Consider the following 18,341-nt stretch of genomic DNA (forward strand, 5'->3'; position numbering starts at 1 on the left):
GGATTAGCAGATATACAAAACGGACCATTGCGAGGAACTAAGCAATTTCCTGTTAAGCAAACCAACTTTGCAAATCGCTTGTCAAATGTAGAGATTGCTTCGTTTTAAAGGCAATGACGCGGCGGCAAGCAAGGCCATGAAACACAAAAAGCCCCAGTCTTCTAAACCAGGGCTCTCAAATATTTATTACTAAAAAGTTATTTAGCATACTTTTCAGGCACAGGGAATTTCTGTAGCGTTTCTTTGGCTTCTTGCGTTTTTTTAGCTACAAACGCCGACTCAGCATAGTGTTTTACCTGATGACCAGCGCCGTCAGCGTTTTTGCTGTCAATAACTATATATTTCGTATCCCTCGACATAGCACAAATATAATCTATTATTTTCTGTTTGTCAAAAAGGCTAGATAATTTACGTTTTTTGCAAATGGCTCCCAACCCTTGTCTGTCAATCCTTTAATGTCGAAGTCGCTCTGCAATTCTGTGAAATTCCTGGCAATACTCATTTGATATAAACGGGTTCGTGCCGGATTACTACCTTGTGCGAAGATGAGATGGTTACCATCTCGGTCGCAGAAATCATTAATAGAATGCGCGACGGTGGCCAGAACCTTGTCTCTATCTTCGTTATTACTGGTTACCGCATCATTAATTTCACCGGCAGCATCAACATCCCCAAAAGCTAAGTTATAAATGAGAAACGGATATTCCTGAACTATAGTAAAAGCAATCATCTTTCTGATTCTACCATTCGGTCCTTCACTAAAAAATTCGTATTCGGTAAAGTCATCTCCAGGGATATAATCGTATCGTGAAAGGTTCATGTCATTGGGCTATTTGCAATTATAATTGTTTACAACCTATCTCATGATTTTTAGCAGCATTTTTTTTCAGTAGACAAAAAAAGCCCCGGTTTACTAAACCAGGGCTCTTTAATATTTATACCCAACTCCCCCTTCAGGGCGTTAGGGGCTTAAGCGATCTTCGCCAACTCTTCTGCCATGGCAGCGCCAATTTCGGCAGGAGATTCTACTACACGGATACCGCACTCGCGCATGATAGCCATTTTTGCCGCAGCGGTATCGTCGGCACCGCCAACAATTGCACCTGCGTGGCCCATACGGCGGCCCGGAGGCGCTGTTTGGCCGGCAATAAAGCCTACTACAGGCTTGGTGCCGTTTTCTTTGATCCAGCGGGCAGCTTCTGCTTCCATGCCGCCACCAATTTCGCCTATCATAATGATACCGTGGGTTTCAGGGTCGTTCATCAGCATTTCAACGGCTTCTTTGGTTGGGGTACCTATGATCGGGTCGCCACCGATACCTATAGCTGTTGTGATGCCTAAGCCGGCTTTCACTACCTGGTCAACCGCTTCGTAAGTAAGCGTGCCCGATTTTGAAACCACACCAACGTTACCTTTTTTGAAGATAAAGCCCGGCATAATGCCAATTTTTGCTTCATCGGCTGTGATAACACCCGGACAGTTTGGCCCTACCAGGCGTGCGTCTTTATCAGATAAATATTCTTTAACCGCAATCATATCCTTTGTAGGGATACCTTCGGTAATACAAACAATAACTTTAATACCTGCTTCAGCAGCTTCCATTATGGCATCTGCGCCAAAAGCTGGCGGTACAAAAATGATGGATACATCGGCACCGGTTGCAACAACGGCATCCTTTACGGTATTGAAAACGGGCCTGTCTAAATGGCTTTGCCCGCCTTTGCCGGGGGTAACCCCACCTACCAACTGAGTACCATACGCAATCATTTGTTCTGCGTGGTAACTACCTTCTTTACCGGTAAAACCCTGCACTATAACTTTAGAATCTTTATTTACGAGAACGCTCATCGGCTTTTTGATTTTTGTATGGCAAAGCTAAGTTTATTGGCCTTAAAGTCAAATTAAATTTTCGACTGCTTTTATATTTTACATGAGGGTGAAACTGCGAAGCGATACACCTCAAACAGGAATAATTACAGATTAACCGTTCCTATTTGAATATAAAAAGGAACGAATAAAAATCATGCTAATTCAGCGCACCATCTCTTGGAAAGCAATTTACAGAGGGTCGGAAAGCTTTAAAAATGGCACGGTTTGGGTACGTGGTACTTTGGCACGCCCAGAAAACCTTAGTGGTTTGGTAAATAAGTTATGCAGCAACAAAACTAATAAAGGAAGGATAAAGATCACAAGCACACTCACGCACATTAGCATATACATAATGTCGGATAGCTGGGGGGCAAAGCCGCGTTTATGGATAAATGTTGTTTTCATATATGGTAGACCGGTAGGATGTATTGTAGCCGACTGGTAGTTAGATAACCATCAGTTAAACAAAATGTTTATTGCGGCTAAATATTTTTTGATGTTAAAGTATGTTAAAAGCTTTTTGTACTGTTGCCTGCGCGTTATTTTTATACGCAAATGAGGCCACTGTTGTTGTTAATAACGCTGCTGTTTTTATTTAGTTGTGCCGGCGCGCAGGTAATTTCCGGCAAACTCATAGATAAAGAAACGGGCATGCCCGTAAAACACATCACCATCACATCCCAATCAGGCGTAGCATACACTGATGACAGTGGCGTATTTAGGCTAAAAATAAGTAAAACTTCTGATACAATCCGAATAAAAACCTTGGCTTATAAATCTTTTAAGCTAGCGGCGAGCGATTGGGGAGGTTTTATGCGCACTATAGAACTGGAAATAAGCTACAAGCAATTGGGAGAAGTAACTATTACAGCGAAGAGAAATTATGATAAAGATTCTTTAAGTCTGCGGAAAGAATATGCTAAGACTTTCAATTTCAGAGGGCCAAAGTTTACCGAAATCTTTCGCAGCCCATCGCCATATGTGCCCTTTGCTGTAATGAGCATAGATGTTGGTATGTTGTTTAAAGCAATAACCAAAAAACACAACCGCGATTATAAATTACAGCAGATTTTGCTGCGCGACGAGCGCGAAAACCATGTAAGTGCCCGGTTCAATAAAAGGTTGCTGGGCGATATCACCCGCCTGGCGGGCGATTCGCTGGAGAATTTCATGAGCAGGTACCGACCAACTGCCGCAGTGCTGGACAAGTTGAGTGATTATGAGCTGATTCAATACATCAAAAACAGCCTGGAAAAATTCAAAGCAAGCGGCGGGAAGAATGATGCGTTGCCGAAATTGCTGAAAGAGGGGGAATCGTTGGAATGAAGCGAAGTACTGATTGAGATGCAATGCCGCAAACCTGACTCCTAAATAATCGACTTAATAAATTTCGCCGGCACGCCGCCCACTATGGCATTGTCCGGCACATCTTTAGATACTACCGCACCCGCTGCTACTATAGCGTTCAGCCCAATGGTAACGCCGGGAAGGATGGTGGCATTTGCGCCAATCCATGCATTTTCTTTAATAACGATCTGTTTCGTAATTAAGGCCCGCCTATCAATAGGGTCGGCCGGGTGGTTTTCGGTAACCAGGTTTACCCTGGGCCCAATCAGTACATCGTCTGCTATGGTTATGCCGCCCATATCCAAAAATGAACAGGCGTGGTTAATGAAAACGCGCTTTCCAATATTGATGAACTTGCCAAAGTTGGTGTAAAAAGGCGCGAACACCGTTGTGGAGGCATCAATTTCGTATCCGATTATGTCAGAAAGGATATTTCGGATCTGCCGAATATCACCAGCAGTGTTAAGTTGTACTGAAAGGCGTAAGGTGCGTACAACCACTTCATCTATCTTCGAAAATTCGGGGTCGGTAAGCCTGATAAGTTCACCCGCTTTAAGTCTGTCAAAAATATCCCGTTGATTCATTTCCTATTTTAATTTTTTAGCATTCAGGTTTCCCGCAAATTAAAAACTCCCCCTTGCGCCACCGATAAAGCTAAGGCAGCACGCGGTCAGGGGGCCGGCGCTCTAAACTCTCCCTCGCTTTTCGCCACCACGATAGTGGCCACGCCGTTACCTATCACATTGGTAATTGCCCGCGCTTCAGACATGAACCTGTCTACGCCCAGCAGTATGGCTACGCCTTCTACCGGGATAATTTTGGTAGCGGCCAGCGTTGAGGTCAGCACAATAAACCCGCTGCCCGTTACGCCCGCTGCGCCTTTGGAGGTAATCATGAGGATGCCAATGATCGTAAGCTGCTCCTCTATAGATAGGTGCCTGTTGAATACCTGCGCCAAAAATATAACCGACATAGATAAATAGATGGTAGTACCATCCAGATTAAAAGAATACCCTGCCGGGATAACCAGCCCCACTACCGATTTGGAGCAGCCGAATTTTTCCAACTTCTCCATCATCCCCGGCAGGGCCGATTCTGAAGAGGAGGTGCCCAACACAATTAATATCTCCTCTTTGATATGCTTAAGGTATTGCCAAAGGCTGAACTTGAAGAAGTAGGCAATCAGGTTCAGCACCACGAAGATGAACAGCGCCATGGTAATATATACCGAAGCCATCAGCAAGCCAAGTGGCTGCAAGGCTTTTATGCCATAGGTGCTGATGGTATAAGCCATCCCGCCGAAGGCACCCAACGGTGCTACCCGCATCACAATCTTCATGATGTTGAAGAACACTCTGGATAGTTTCTCAAAAGTAGCGATGACCGATTGCCCGGACGCTCCCAGCCTGCTCAGCCCGAAGCCAAATAGAATAGCAAAGAAGAGTATCTGCAAAATCTCTCCTTTAGCAAACGACTCGAAAATATTGCCGGGAACAATGTGCGCCAAAAAATCCATTATCTTCATCTGCGATGCGGCCTTTTGGTAATCGGCAAGTTTTGCGGCATCAACCGGAGCATGGGTGTTGATGAAGCCTTCGCCCGGTTTTACCAGGTTGGCAACCGTAACGCCTATAACCAGCGCCAGCGTGGTAACTATTTCAAAATAGAGCAAGGCCTTGCCCCCTACCCGCCCCACTTTTTTCATATCGCTCATGCCGGCTATGCCCAGCACAATAGTGAAAAAAATGATGGGCGCGATAAGCATGGTAATCAGGCTGATAAAAGTTTTGCTGATTACCTGCGCCGTTGGCGCGAAGCCTTTAAAATATATACCCACCACTACACCTAGCAGTATGGCAAATAACACCTGGAAGGTAAGGTTGCTGAGAATGCGTTTCATCAAAACAATAATACGATTTATTTTGGGGAGTGGTTATTGGAGAATGGTGAGTGGTTAAGTAGTGAATAGTTTAAGGGCGATAAAACAGACAGGAAATAGCGGCATCGGGCATCAGTCAAACCAGTGTAAACATCGCCCGGCCAAACATTCCATGCGGCCAGATTGTCGTATATTTATATAAGAAAGTCAGGAACGTCCGATGTACGAAAGTCCGCAGTTGAGGTTTGATACAAAATCTGTGGAATCGAAATTAATCGGTGGAATCAAGAAAATAAAATCGGTGAAATCAAAATAAAAAAATGGAATATAATCAGCTAACACCCGAAGAAGAATACGTAATACTACATAAAGGTACGGAGCGCCCGTTTACCGGCGCTTTATTGACCAACAAGGCCGAAGGCCTATACCTGTGCAAACGTTGCGATACGCCGCTCTACACCTCCGACACTAAATTCGAATCGCATTGCGGATGGCCAAGTTTCGATGACGAGATAGCGGGCGCCGTTCGTTGGGAAACCGATGCCGATGGCCGCCGCACCGAAATTTTGTGCGCCAACTGCGGCGCGCACCTGGGTCACGTTTTTAAGGGAGAGTATTTAACGCCAAAAAACACCCGCCACTGCGTAAATTCTCTCTCGCTGAAATTTGTGGCGGCCGACGAGGTGAGCCCCCCAACCCCCTGACCGCGTGCCGCCTGTAGCTTTAGCGGTGGCGCAAGGGGGAGCCTTTGGTCAGGTGGCGAATTGCCAGGAAATCCCGCCCCGAAAAAAAGCGGGATTTTTTGTTTTCCACAATTTGCGGTGTGGACAGACGGAGGCAAAATACCGTATTTCTACCTGGTTCATAAAGCCCTTAATTTGGCGTGATTGGCACTTTTTTAGGGGCTTGAATTGTCTGTTTAAGGTAAACTAAAAGTGAAGTTAATGTTATGACTGCGTTATCGGATTTTGTGATAAAAGGGTTTAAATAACTTTAGTAATACACTGGCCTTTAGCGGATTGAAATTTGCATCAATTGACCAAAATCGCCCCCAATTATTTTTTATTGTTTATAACTCATGGGGGGTGTTAAAAACTTAGGCTAACATACAATGGAGGGATGACCTATCTTTGAACTATAAGTTCTAACAACGCTATCCGTTTTGCAGTATCTACCTGCGGTAAAATTGGGCAAAACCATGTTAAACACGTGGGCTGTGTGTATTAAAATATAGAAGTTTAATAGCAGAAAAGTGGGGGTGTTTGGGGCGAGAAAATAAAAGCGGCACGTTTGCCAATTTAAAACTCGCGGGGCATAGCTGTCTCCAAATACGCCGTAAGCTTAATAGCGCTGAATGCGAAAAATAGAACCGGGGAAATATAAATATAACAGATACAAAATACGAGATGCCAGAGGAAACCGAATTATTGCTTAGAGAAAACAAAGACCGTTTTGTAATCCTGCCTATCAAGTATCCCGCTATATGGGAAATGTATAAAAAAGCAGAGGCCAGCTTCTGGACAGCAGAAGAGATAGATCTATCTGACGATCTGAAGCATTGGGAGAATTTAAACCCCGGCGAGAAACATTTCATATCACACATCCTGGCATTTTTTGCAGCCAGCGATGGTATTGTGAATGAGAACCTGGCCATCAATTTCATGAGCGAGGTACAACTGCCCGAAGCACGCTGTTTCTACGGTTTCCAAATCATGATGGAGAACATTCACTCAGAAACCTATGCGTTGCTGATTGATACCTACATTAAAGACCCTACCGAAAAAGATCGTTTGTTCCACGCCATAGACACCATCCCCTGCGTAACCAAAAAGGCAGAATGGGCACTACGCTGGATTAACAATGGCACCTTTGCCGAGCGTTTGGTAGCCTTTGCTGCGGTAGAAGGCATCTTTTTCTCCGGTAGTTTCTGCTCTATCTTCTGGCTAAAAAAACGCGGCCTGATGCCGGGATTAACTTTCAGCAATGAACTCATCTCGCGCGATGAAGGCTCGCACTGCGAATTTGCCTGCCTGCTATACAAAATGCTGGATAACAAACTCAGCACCGAGGCAGCAACCAAAATCATCACTGATGCGGTAGAGATAGAAAAGGAATTTGTGAGCGACGCATTACCGGTGAGCCTGATTGGCATGAATGCAAAATTAATGAGCCAGTACATCGAATTTGTTGCCGATAGATGGTTAGATGAATTGGGCTATCCAAAGGTGTACAATGTATCGTGCCCGTTTGATTTTATGGAGATGATAAGCCTGCAAGGGAAAACCAACTTCTTCGAAAAAAGAGTAGGAGATTACCAGAAAAGCGGCGTATTGAATGGTACGGCAGAAAATAAATCATTCTCGCTCGACGAGGATTTTTAGAAAATAATAACAGGCAGTTAGTATCGGGTATAAAGAACCCTTCACATTAACCGCTTTAATGAAAACAATACCCCTAATTAATTATTTATTAAACTGTTGGTTTTTTGAAGTACCCAATTTCTTTAAGACACTAACTATTTAAAATACCAAACAATATGTACGTAGTAAAACGAGACGGCAGAAGAGAAACGGTAAAGTTCGACAAAATCACGGCGCGCATTGAGAAGCTGTGTTACGGATTTAACCTGGTGGACCCAATTGATGTGGCCAAAAAAGTAATAGAAGGTTTGTTCGATGGCGTTACCACGTCAGAACTGGATAACCTTGCTGCTGAAACAGCGGCATCGTTAACCACCAAACACCCCGATTATGCTTTGCTGGCTTCGCGTATAGCGGTGAGCAACCTGCACAAAAATACCACCAAGTCGTTCTCCGAAACTATGAAACGTATGTACGAATACGTTGACAAGAAAACCGGCAAAAACGCCGCCCTGTTGGCAGATGATGTTTACCAGATCATCCGCGATAACGCCGAGATACTGGATAGCAGCATCATTTACGACCGCGATTTCGGTTTCGATTACTTCGGTTTTAAAACTCTGGAGAAATCGTACCTGTTGAAGATAGACGGTAAAATAGCCGAGCGCCCGCAGCACCTGTTTATGCGTGTATCGGTTGGTATCCACAAAGAGGATATCGAGAGTGCTATCAAAACCTATAACCTGATGAGCGAGCGTTGGTTTACCCATGCTACGCCTACCTTGTTTAATGCAGGTACACCAAAACCGCAAATGTCGTCATGCTTTTTGTTAACCATGAAGGATGACAGCATCGACGGCATCTACGATACCCTGAAACAAACTGCCAAAATTTCGCAGAGCGCAGGTGGTATTGGTTTAAGCATCCACAACGTGCGTGCTACAGGCTCATACATCAGCGGCACAAACGGCACCAGCAACGGTATCATCCCCATGCTGAAAGTATTTAACGATACCGCACGTTACGTAGACCAGGGCGGCGGCAAGCGTAAAGGTGCTTTCGCGATATACCTGGAGCCTTGGCATGCAGATATCTTTGAATTTCTGGATTTGCGCAAGAACCACGGTAAAGAAGAAATGCGCGCCCGCGATTTGTTCTACGCGCTTTGGGTGAGCGATTTGTTTATGAAACGCGTAGAAGCTAACGAAGACTGGAGCCTTTTTTGCCCGCACGAAGCACCCGGCCTGGCCGATTGCCATAGCGAAGCATTTGAAGAACTGTACACCCGTTATGAGCGCGAAGGACGTGCCCGCAAAACCATTAAAGCACAGGAACTTTGGTTTGCGGTATTGGATAGCCAGGTAGAAACCGGTACACCGTACCTCTTGTATAAGGATGCTGCCAACGCAAAAAGCAACCAGCAAAACCTGGGCACCATCAAAAGCTCTAACCTTTGCACCGAGATCATCGAGTACACGTCTGATAAAGAAGTAGCGGTTTGTAACCTGGCATCGTTAGCGCTGCCACGTTATGTGATCAACGGCGAGTTCGACCATAATAAATTGTACGAGGTAACTTACCAGGCTACTTTAAACCTGAACAAGATTATCGATAACAACTACTATCCGGTAGAAGAAGCACGTTACAGCAACCTGCGCCACCGCCCTATCGGCTTAGGCGTACAGGGCTTGGCCGACGCGTTTATCTTGTTGCGTTTACCTTTCGAAAGCGAAGAAGCAAAACAACTGAACAAAGAGATATTTGAAACCATCTACTTTGCTGCCATGACGGCTTCTAAGGACCTGGCTATAAAAGACGGCCACTACGAAACCTTTAAAGGTTCGCCGCTATCGCAAGGCAAGTTCCAATTCGACCTTTGGAACGAAACGCCTGCAAGCAGCCGTTGGGATTGGGATAACCTGCGCCTTGATGTAATGAACCATGGTGTGCGTAACTCACTGCTGGTTGCACCAATGCCAACCGCATCAACATCGCAAATATTGGGTAACAACGAGTGCTTTGAGCCATACACCTCAAACATTTACACCCGCCGCGTATTAAGCGGGGAGTTTGTGATTGTAAACAAACACCTGCTGCGCGATCTGGTAAACCTTGGCTTGTGGAACAACAGCATCAAAGACAAAATCATCACCGCCAACGGCTCTATCCAAAATATCGCAGAAATACCTGCCGATATAAAGGAATTATACAAAACCGTTTGGGAGATTAAGATGCGTAACATCATTGATATGGCTGCAGATAGGGGCGCATACATTTGCCAGTCGCAGTCGCTCAACCTGTTCATCAACTCACCAAATGCAAGCAAACTGACTTCGATGCACTTTTACGCATGGAAGAAAGGCCTTAAAACAGGTATGTACTACCTGCGTACACAAGCAGCATCGCAAGCAGTTAAATTTACGGTTGAGAACCAGGGTGGCAAAAACATGGATGCCGTGATACCGGAAGTGGTTGCAGATAGCGCCGCCGAGGATGTACCGGCAGGTCCATCATGCTCAATGGAAGAAGGTTGCGTAACTTGCTCAGCATAACACCGTAGAGACGCGATACTTCGCGTCTCCGAACGAAAAGCACTAACATAACAAAGGCCGGGGAACTGCAAAGTTTCCCGGCCTTTTTACGCTCTGTCCACCGATGATTGCCACGTCGCCCAGGGCTATCAGCCCAACGCGGCTCGCCAAAACATGGTTAAGCGCTTCGTTGCTGATATTGACGAGGCGAATGTAATCTCGCGTACCTATTACTATCGGTTTACTCCCGAAAATTTGCATATTGCTGGTTACGCATCTATTGCATCATACACAACAACCTTTTCCCAAAGGTGGCTGTGGGTTTTAATGAATTCCTGGTGTATGGGATGGCTTTGGTATGCTGCCTGAGCTTCCAAATCGGCAAAGAACATTACTTCTGATACCCCCCAGCTGTTATCCACCACGTCGCGTTTCTCGGTGCTGGCTACTACGCCTACGTGCAGTTCTTTGATATGCTCTATTTTGCCAAGCGATTTTACGCCGGCCACCAGCATATCGCGGTCTTCCTTAGAATTGGGGTTCTTTAACCAAAAAAGTGCATGGTGCACCACATGATACTTGTTTGTCATAATTGTTAAGGGTAATGCTTGGGCAACGGCCACACCTGCGGCCATCGTTGCTGCGGTTGCTATAAATTTTCTGCGGTTGGTTTTCATTATTGGGGTAAGTTACCTTTTTATCAAAATATAAAAAAGCTTAAAAAGATTTACATCAAGTTATCTCTTCAAACTCCCTATCAGAACACATCGCTTCTATAGCTTCCTCGCCACTCTCGGCTATAAAGCATAAAAAGTCATCAAAGCCGCCATAAAATTTGCCGGTTTCGTCCATCATCAGCGTTAAATGATCAGTATCAGCTTGGCCTACAACGCATAATCCAACTTTCAAGCGCTCGTAATAAGTCGTTTGAGCCCAAAGATCGTCTACCCTTTCTATTGCAGTGCGCGCATCAAAATGGAATGAGTTTTTTGTACCGTTTTTTCGGTTATACTCTATTTTCAATCCACCATAACTCATCAAAAATTGCTCGATTATGGGGGACATTCTGTATCCATTATTTAAGATACACTCCTTAAATGATCCAATATCGTAATTACGTTGAGGATGCCACCCAGCATCAACCAATACTTTATAAGTTTTATCTGAGAACCTAAACATACATTCTCGTTGTTACAGTGTGTTTAAACCTGCTGGAAGATATGGTCAACACTTCGGTTGCCCGCATTCTTCATCCACAAACTCCGGTTCGAAGGTACTATGGCTAATGGAGAGATGCTCCAGGCGGTGACGCAGGTCGTGCTTGATGTTATCGAAGTTGCCCATATCCTCGGGTTTCACCACCAGGTGTGCGGTTAAAGCATTCTCAGTAGTGCTAAGGGCCCATACGTGCATATGGTGCACATCTACCACACCTTTGGCTTTTTTTAGTTCGGATTCTATTTTGGCCAGATCCATCTCCTTAGGTACACCATCCATCTCCAGGCGAAGGCTATCCTTCAACAGGCTCCAGGTGCCCGTTAGTATCACAATGGCGATAACTATACTCACCACGCTATCTACCCAATACCAGTGGCTAAAGTAGATGATAACGCCTGATATGACCACGCCAAGCGAAACAATGGCATCTACCGCCATATGCAGGTAGGCGCCTTTTACGTTAAGGTCGGTATCCTTATCCTTTACAAATAGCCATGCCGTAAAGCCATTGATGGCAATACCTGCAAACGCCACCCAGGCTACAGTACCGCCGGCAACACTTTCGGGATGCAGGAAGCGGATAATCGCTTCGTAAACAATGAAACCCACTGCAACAAAAAGTATCATGGCATTAAAGAACGACACGATAATGGTTGATCGTTTATAGCCGTAAGTATATTTACTATTGGATTTTGCCTTACTCATCTTAAAAGCCAGCAGCGCCAGTGCAAGGGAGGCTACGTCGCTAAGGTTGTGCCCGGCATCGGTTAATAACGATAGCGAACTGCTCCACAGCCCGGCTACCACTTCAATAATTACGAAGGCCGAGTTGAGTACGATGCCCCAGATAAAGGCCGAGTTGAGATGGTCCAGCTTGGGGGCATGGTCGTGATGATGATGGCCGGAGTGGTCGTGGCTGTGCATGGGGTAAAGGTAATAAAAGTTAGAAGGGTTAAAAAGGTTGGAAAAAGTTATAAAAGTTAAAAGGGTTAAAAGATTTTAAAAGTTAAAATGCTAAATTTTCCAACATCTCCAAGCATTGTAACTATTCTAACAACGCTAACTTCTTTACCTTTCTAACTTTTTTAACCTCTCAAACCTTTAAAACTTATTGGTGATGATAAGGCTCCCCCTTAATAATGGTAAAGGCCCGGTACAGTTGCTCCACAAAAAACAGACGTACCATTTGGTGCGAGAACGTCATACGGCTGAGGGATATTTTATCGTTGGCGCGCTGGTAAACCGATTGGTCGAACCCGTAGGGGCCGCCCACCACAAACACCAGGCTGGTTACAGAGCTGATGCTACGCTTTTCCAAATACTTCGCAAACTGCACAGAGGTGTACTCCTGCCCTGCTTCATCAAGCAGTATCAGGTAATCCTGCGTGGTAACTTTCTTCAGAATGAGTTCGGCCTCCCTGGTTTTCTGCTGCTCCTCGGTAAGGGCTTTTGTGTTTTTCAGCTCAGCAATCTCCACCAACTCCAGCCTGGTGTAATGCTTTAGCCGCTTAACATACTTTTCTATACCATCTTTCAGGTAAGCATCTTCGGTTTTTCCAACGGTTATAAAAGCTATCTTCATTACAAGGCCTTAAATGTTGCGTAATTATCGTAAAATTGAAAACTTGCAAAACTACCTAAAATAAGGTTTGGCAACAGCTAATGGAACGGGATATTTTGAACGATTACACACAGGCGGCTGCATTAGCTGCGAAACAGGCTGGCATCAACCGCCAAAAAGCCAATACTTACTCGCTACTTCGCCTGGGCATATTCGGGCTGATGATATTCTCGGTGTACCTCACCATCTCGCTGGACAGTTTTGGCATTATGGCCATAGCCATGGTTTTGTTGCTGCTGGCCTTTGCCTGGCTGGTGGCCCGGCAGGGCGCTTATGAACGCCTGCGCGATTACTACCTCGATCTTAAGAAAATAAACGATAACGAGTTGGATAGCCTGGGCACCGGCGCCAACCTGTACAGCGACGGACAGCAATTTGCCAATGAAAAGCATTTTTACGCCTCCGATCTGGATATCGCAGGCCCGGCTTCCCTCTATCAGTTAATCAACCGGGCCGCTACAACCACGGGCAATCAAAGGCTGGCCCAGTGGCTGCTGGCCCCTGCCGATAAACCGGCCATACTGCAAAGGCAGGAGGCAGTAAAGGAATTAGCCGCCAAAAATGAATGGAAAAAAGAGCTGCAGGCCCTGCTGCTGTTTGCCCGTAAAGACAATCCCAGCCGGCTGGGCAATCTGTTCAGTTTTCTGCGCATGCCGCTCAACCTACCGGGCGAGAAGGCCCTCGGTGCTTACGCAAAAGCAGCCCCATACCTGTTGGGTGTAGCTATTGTAGCCGCTATACTTTACCCCACCTATAAAGGTATAGCCATTTTCATAGCGTTGGCCAACCTGGGCATCGTTTTCTCTAAAGCTGCGTACATCAAAAAAACCGATTTCGTTGCCGATAAAATAGGCAAGGTACTAAGCAATTACGCGGGCGTTTTCAATAAGATCGAGAGCGAGCCATGGGTCTCGACCTTAAACAATGGTCTGGCCCAAAAACTCAAAGAGGACAACACATCACAAAACATCAGGCAATTGGGTATGCTGATAGATAAGCTTAACTACCATCTCAACATCATTGTGGGCGTGCTGCTGAACGCTTTTTTTTTATGGGATATCAGGCAAGTGATCGCCATAGAAAACTGGAAACGCGACAACTGCCGAAATATCGAAACCGCCTTTGATATAATTGCCGATTTTGAGGCCCTCATCAGTATTGCCGTACCCGCCATCAATTATCCCGATTGGACCTACCCTGTTATTGCCGAAACCGAGGGTTATACGCTTACTGCAAAAAGCATCGCCCACCCGCTTATCCGTGGCAAACGGGTTGATAATGATTACGAATTGAATAATGCATTCAGCATCGATATCATTACGGGCAGCAATATGGCGGGCAAAAGCACCTTCCTGCGCACGGTGGGTATCAACACTGTTTTGGCACTGGCAGGCGCGCCCGTTTGCGCTGAGGCAATGGTGGTATCAGTTATCAACATCGTGAGCTATATGCGCATCAAAGATAACCTGAACGAAAGCACCTCTACCTTTAAAGCCGAGCTGGACCGGCTGCAGATGCTACTGGCCGCTGTAGAGAACCAGCCTCGCGTTTTCTTTTTGATAGACGAGATGTTGCGTGGCACCAATTCGGTTGATAAATACCTGGGCAGCAAAGCCGTGATAGAGCGGCTCATCAGCAAAAAGGGCGTGGGCATGGTAGCCACGCACGATTTGCAGATAGCCCGGCTGGAGGATAAATACCCCAGCTATGTACGCAACTATTACTTCGATATCCAGGTAATTGATGGCGAAATGCTGTTCGATTACAAAATAAAGCACGGCGAGTGCAAAACCTTCAACGCATCGTTGCTGCTAAAGCAGATAGGGATTGATGTAGGTGAAGAATAGATGTGCGGATTTCAGATAATCCCAATCTTCCATAAATGTCGACAGGATATAATCTTCCAGGCGGGTGGGGTTACGCAATGCCGGTGGCAGAAAACGTTTCATTACCGCAGTACTTTGAGATCATCTACCAACATAAAATCTTTTTTATTCCTGGTCAGTACCGGCTGATCAAAAATAAGGCAGGTTGCTGCGATCATAATATCTTGTACGCTGATGTTTCTGTTACGACGCTTAATTGACTGGTAAATTTCACCAGCTTTTGCAGCAACGTCGGCATTAAAGGGTAACAGGTTCAGGTCTTCCGTCAGATCAACGATATGCTGCTTTTTGTCAGGGCTTGTAGCTCCGCAATACAGCTCGAATAGGGTAACCACAGAAACGTAAACAGGCTCATCTGCGGGCAAATTTGCAAGCGCAGTATTAGTGCGGTCTTTGGACCGTATGTGATCAATAAATATACAGGTATCAACTACCATTCCTGGGGCTTAAAGCTTCCTAAGATTCTTCGGTTCTCATCCAACGCTTTAAGCTCCTCTTCAGACCAGTGCCCTATTCCGGCTATCTTGGCCCGGTAAGCATCCATATCCAATAGCTTAGGACCGTCCATAGCTATGCCCATGCTTTTGAGAAAACTTTTGATCTCCGTACTTTTTTCATCGGGAATATTGATGATTAACCGTTCCATTTAATCAAAAATACGCATTTCGATAATCATTCGCTAATAACTTATCGGGCGATTCTACTTTTTGCAAGCGGTTTGAAATCGACAGAATTTCCGCTCTTGTCGTTTTTTTTACTTCTTTTTTAACTGGCTTAGAGGTGATTTACCAGACGGTTACTAAACTATATAAGGCAAGAGCGTAGCAAAAAGCGATGGTAATATCCCGCCGCCACAGTCACCTTTTCACTAAGAGACTGCGGAGACGAAAAATAGTCTGAACCATGATGAAAAGGATTATAGATTACCTTGATGCATCTTGAAAATCCTTTCATCCTTTCATCCTTTAATCAGGTAAATCAAGGTTCAGAAACAAAAAAAGCGAGCCTCCCGGATTAACGGAAAGCTCGCTTGTCATATTATTTTTTTCTTGATTCCTGACTCTTACAGTCTTTATTCTTAAAAGACTACCGGCCACCTGCTGGTGCGCCACCGCCACCCATACCCTGGTCGCCTTCTTTCAAATCGTCGTTCTTTACGCCCGATTTTTTAGGCTGGCTAAAACTCAATTTACCAAAGCTGTAGCTAAACGTAATACCGTACGAACGGAATGGCAACTGGAACGAAGTGCTGGATCTGAAATCTGCGCCCTCTGTTTTGGAATTAAAGCCTTTATACTCGGCAAATGGACTGATGATATTCACACCAACAGACATTTTCTTCTGCATAAACTGCCTGCGTACGCCAAAACCCAGGATGCTAAAGGTTGGTGTTTGGCCCTGTATAGTACGGCGCGATGAACTGCCGAACACGAACGATTCTGCGATAAAGTTATTTGGTAACGTAGCGGTCGCCCTTAAAAAACCACCGTATTGTATGTAAGTACCATTCTGGCTCTGATCTTTCAGGAACCTACCTGTTGGATCCGGCTTGTAAGTATAGGCATTAACACTACCAATAATGGTGATAGCTTTGATCGGGTTAATTGTACCAAAGAAGCTACCGCCAAATGAGTTGTTGTTACCCACGTTTTGGTAAGTGGTTAAGGTACCACCCTGCGATTTGTATAACCCTGTTGCCGGGTCTAAAGTTTTTACAGTTATCGTATCAGCTATACCTTCTATTAAGCCCGATGTACGTTTGTAATAAACCGACACGTTTACGATAGAGGTTTTGATGAAGCTGTTTAAACCCAGTTCGATGGTTTGTGATACCTCAGGGCTCAGCGTAGGGTTACCCACTTGTTGCGCCAATATGTTGCTCTGGTTCACAAAAGGATTTAAAAACTGCAGGCTCGGTCGTGTAATACGTTTAGAGTAACCCAGTTTTAAAGTGTTCGAAGCGTTAAGCTTCTTTTGAACAGTTAAGCTTGGTACATAGGTATTGTAGTTCTGATCGAACGATGCCAGGTTTTGGTTAGCGTTAAACGGCTCGCCATGAATATCGGTATTCTCTAACCTGAAACCGGTTAATAACGACCAGCCCTTTGGCAAGGTGGTGGTTAGCACCGAGTAACCTGCAAATACGTTTTGATTGTATTTGTAAACGTTGGAGGTTGCGGGGTTAATAACAAAATCGTTATTGATAAAAGAGTAAAAATCTGATGTGCTGTTTATTCTTCTGAAGATACTTTTACCACCTGCTTCCAGTTTAAACACTTTATCTATGGGTAGTACATAATCTACCTGGGCGGTGTACTCATTGTTTTTACCATCGATGTTGTTCTTGATATTTGGCAGCACCGCTGTGTACAAGTTAGTATAGTTGGTAATACCTGAGTTGTGGCTCCATTGGGTAGAGAATGATATCTCGCTACCTTCTTTTTTAAACTTATGGGTATAATCCACATTCCAGTCAAAACCATCAATTTTATTATTAGATACCGAATTGCTGCTGTATGGCTGGGCAGAGGTGATATCGTTTATTGATGTATTACCAAAGGTGATCTGGTTGAATTTAAAGGTGGTATTAATGTTATTAAAACCGTTAAACTGGTAACCCGCACCAACCGAGCCTACCAATGCATGCCTGGTAAGCCTGCCTGTACCTACAGATGATGTAGAAAACTGCGGATTTTTAAAGTTTTCGTAGGTAGAAGAGTTTAAGGTATTTTGCGGCCACGAAGCATTACCACCAATGTTGGTGTTAAAATTAAACCGGTTTTTGTTGTAGTTTAAGTTTAAGTTGCCGTTATTTTGACGTGTACCCACGGCTGTATTGATACCGCCGCTTAAACCCGACACATTAGATTGCTTGGTAACGATATTAATAATACCCGCCGAACCTTCTGCATCATATTTTGCTGAAGGCGAGGTAATCACCTCAATGGTTTTGATCTGACTGGCCGGGATAGATTTCAGCACATCGCTTAAGCTGGCGGCTGTTGCGCCCGATGGTTTACCATTAATCAGCACGCGCACATTGTTATCGCCACGCACAGATACGTTACCGTTGATATCTACGGCAACCAAAGGCACTTTTGATAATAAATCGGTAGCTGTACCACCGGCTGCAGTTAAATCTTTCTCGGCATTGTAAACTATCTTGTCTATCTTGTTTTCGATGATAGATTGCTGGCCAACCACCTGTACCTCTTTCAAAGCACGCGCGTTTGGTGGCAATATAACGTTGCCCAGGTTAGCATCCGGCTTGCTTGCGGTAGTGGTAACCGGATCGATTGTTTTGGTTTGGTAACCCAGGAAAGATATGGTGATTTTGTAACTGCCCGATTTGATATTATCGAGCTTAAAGTTGCCCTTTTCGTCGGTAAGTACGCCGTTGATAGGCACCTTGCCCCCGCTTTTGAATAAGCTTATTGTTGCATAGTCCACCGGTTTTTTGGTAAGCGAATCCACTATCGTACCGGATATCTTCCCTATTACAGATGAGCCGCCACCACCTCCAACCCCAAACTGGGCTTTAGCTGTAAAGGATGCACAAAAGATTATTAAAAGTAAAATTATTCGTCTCATATATGTTCAATTTGGTAATTGGAGGCGAAAGTGGGTAAA

At 45.0% G+C, this 18,341-nt stretch carries 20 protein-coding genes; 5 read left to right on the forward strand and 15 right to left on the reverse strand.

What is annotated here, in order from left to right; translation table 11 throughout:
- Positions 1-197: 197 nt before the first annotated feature.
- The 4 genes from E2R66_RS28535 to E2R66_RS23800 all read right to left on the reverse strand — a co-directional run bounded on the left by E2R66_RS28535 (position 198) and on the right by E2R66_RS23800 (position 2,274).
- Entirely contained in the window at positions 198-359 is a 162-nt protein-coding gene (locus tag E2R66_RS28535; RefSeq protein WP_158288495.1) for a hypothetical protein, read from the reverse strand.
- Between the two features lie 17 nt (positions 360-376).
- On the reverse strand, positions 377-820 hold the full coding sequence (locus E2R66_RS23790; RefSeq protein ID WP_133235656.1) for a DUF6934 family protein: 444 nt from the start codon (positions 818-820) through the stop codon (positions 377-379).
- Between the two features lie 149 nt (positions 821-969).
- Positions 970-1,848, reverse strand: coding sequence for a succinate--CoA ligase subunit alpha (gene sucD, locus E2R66_RS23795; RefSeq protein ID WP_133235654.1), 879 nt, complete (start codon positions 1,846-1,848; stop codon positions 970-972).
- A 210-nt stretch (positions 1,849-2,058) separates the two neighbouring features.
- Complete coding sequence (locus E2R66_RS23800) at positions 2,059-2,274, reverse strand: hypothetical protein (RefSeq protein ID WP_134737959.1); 216 nt, start codon at positions 2,272-2,274, stop codon at positions 2,059-2,061.
- A 150-nt stretch (positions 2,275-2,424) separates the two neighbouring features.
- On the opposite strand from E2R66_RS23800, the gene E2R66_RS23805 reads away from it, so the two are divergent.
- Positions 2,425-3,195 carry a hypothetical protein gene (locus E2R66_RS23805; RefSeq protein ID WP_133235652.1) on the forward strand — a complete coding sequence of 257 codons (771 nt, stop codon included), beginning with the start codon at positions 2,425-2,427 and terminating at the stop codon, positions 3,193-3,195.
- 41 nt (positions 3,196-3,236) lie between these two features.
- On the opposite strand, the gene E2R66_RS23810 is transcribed toward E2R66_RS23805, so the two are convergent.
- Positions 3,237-3,800, reverse strand: coding sequence for a DapH/DapD/GlmU-related protein (locus E2R66_RS23810; RefSeq protein WP_133235650.1), 564 nt, complete (start codon positions 3,798-3,800; stop codon positions 3,237-3,239).
- An 86-nt stretch (positions 3,801-3,886) separates the two neighbouring features.
- Positions 3,887-5,116: a C4-dicarboxylate transporter DctA gene (dctA, locus tag E2R66_RS23815; protein ID WP_133235648.1), complete on the reverse strand. Its 1,230-nt coding sequence runs from the start codon at positions 5,114-5,116 to the stop codon at positions 3,887-3,889.
- Between the two features lie 299 nt (positions 5,117-5,415).
- Between dctA and E2R66_RS23820 the strand changes: the two genes are divergently transcribed.
- The 3 genes from E2R66_RS23820 to E2R66_RS23830 all read left to right on the forward strand — a co-directional run bounded on the left by E2R66_RS23820 (position 5,416) and on the right by E2R66_RS23830 (position 10,007).
- Positions 5,416-5,799, forward strand: a complete 384-nt coding sequence (locus E2R66_RS23820) for a methionine-R-sulfoxide reductase (protein ID WP_133235646.1) — start codon at positions 5,416-5,418, stop codon at positions 5,797-5,799.
- A gap of 702 nt (positions 5,800-6,501) precedes the next feature.
- Positions 6,502-7,476 carry a ribonucleoside-diphosphate reductase small subunit gene (locus E2R66_RS23825; protein WP_133235644.1) on the forward strand — a complete coding sequence of 325 codons (975 nt, stop codon included), beginning with the start codon at positions 6,502-6,504 and terminating at the stop codon, positions 7,474-7,476.
- 155 nt (positions 7,477-7,631) lie between these two features.
- Positions 7,632-10,007 carry a ribonucleoside-diphosphate reductase subunit alpha gene (locus E2R66_RS23830; RefSeq protein WP_133235642.1) on the forward strand — a complete coding sequence of 792 codons (2,376 nt, stop codon included), beginning with the start codon at positions 7,632-7,634 and terminating at the stop codon, positions 10,005-10,007.
- 42 nt (positions 10,008-10,049) lie between these two features.
- On the opposite strand, the gene E2R66_RS23835 is transcribed toward E2R66_RS23830, so the two are convergent.
- The 5 genes from E2R66_RS23835 to rlmH form a co-directional block, all read right to left on the reverse strand.
- On the reverse strand, positions 10,050-10,247 hold the full coding sequence (locus E2R66_RS23835; protein WP_134737960.1) for a hypothetical protein: 198 nt from the start codon (positions 10,245-10,247) through the stop codon (positions 10,050-10,052).
- Between the two features lie 8 nt (positions 10,248-10,255).
- Positions 10,256-10,663: a Dabb family protein gene (locus E2R66_RS23840; protein ID WP_133235640.1), complete on the reverse strand. Its 408-nt coding sequence runs from the start codon at positions 10,661-10,663 to the stop codon at positions 10,256-10,258.
- A gap of 55 nt (positions 10,664-10,718) precedes the next feature.
- Positions 10,719-11,165, reverse strand: a complete 447-nt coding sequence (locus tag E2R66_RS23845) for an SUKH-3 domain-containing protein (protein WP_133235638.1) — start codon at positions 11,163-11,165, stop codon at positions 10,719-10,721.
- A 45-nt stretch (positions 11,166-11,210) separates the two neighbouring features.
- Positions 11,211-12,128, reverse strand: a complete 918-nt coding sequence (locus E2R66_RS23850) for a cation diffusion facilitator family transporter (RefSeq protein ID WP_133235636.1) — start codon at positions 12,126-12,128, stop codon at positions 11,211-11,213.
- Positions 12,129-12,312: 184 nt separating this feature from the next.
- Positions 12,313-12,786: a 23S rRNA (pseudouridine(1915)-N(3))-methyltransferase RlmH gene (gene rlmH / locus E2R66_RS23855; protein ID WP_133235634.1), complete on the reverse strand. Its 474-nt coding sequence runs from the start codon at positions 12,784-12,786 to the stop codon at positions 12,313-12,315.
- Between the two features lie 80 nt (positions 12,787-12,866).
- Here rlmH and E2R66_RS23860 point away from each other — a divergent pair, with 80 nt between their 5' ends.
- Positions 12,867-14,672: a MutS-related protein gene (locus E2R66_RS23860; RefSeq protein WP_133235632.1), complete on the forward strand. Its 1,806-nt coding sequence runs from the start codon at positions 12,867-12,869 to the stop codon at positions 14,670-14,672.
- Here E2R66_RS23860 and E2R66_RS28540 read toward each other — a convergent pair.
- From E2R66_RS28540 to E2R66_RS23875, 4 genes are all read right to left on the reverse strand, one after another.
- Positions 14,637-14,774 carry a hypothetical protein gene (locus E2R66_RS28540; RefSeq protein ID WP_158288496.1) on the reverse strand — a complete coding sequence of 46 codons (138 nt, stop codon included), beginning with the start codon at positions 14,772-14,774 and terminating at the stop codon, positions 14,637-14,639. The two genes, E2R66_RS23860 and E2R66_RS28540, sit on opposite strands and share 36 nt — an antisense overlap.
- Positions 14,774-15,148, reverse strand: coding sequence for a type II toxin-antitoxin system VapC family toxin (locus tag E2R66_RS23865; RefSeq protein WP_133235630.1), 375 nt, complete (start codon positions 15,146-15,148; stop codon positions 14,774-14,776). The genes E2R66_RS28540 and E2R66_RS23865 overlap by 1 nt, the downstream gene beginning before the upstream one ends.
- Positions 15,142-15,357, reverse strand: coding sequence for a hypothetical protein (locus E2R66_RS23870; protein ID WP_133235628.1), 216 nt, complete (start codon positions 15,355-15,357; stop codon positions 15,142-15,144). The genes E2R66_RS23865 and E2R66_RS23870 overlap by 7 nt, the downstream gene beginning before the upstream one ends.
- A 440-nt stretch (positions 15,358-15,797) precedes the next feature.
- Positions 15,798-18,302, reverse strand: coding sequence for an outer membrane beta-barrel family protein (locus E2R66_RS23875; RefSeq protein WP_133235626.1), 2,505 nt, complete (start codon positions 18,300-18,302; stop codon positions 15,798-15,800).
- Positions 18,303-18,341 lie beyond the last annotated feature (39 nt).

Origin of the sequence: Mucilaginibacter psychrotolerans, from assembly GCF_004519315.1 — a bacterium.
GTDB lineage: Bacteria > Bacteroidota > Bacteroidia > Sphingobacteriales > Sphingobacteriaceae > Mucilaginibacter > Mucilaginibacter psychrotolerans.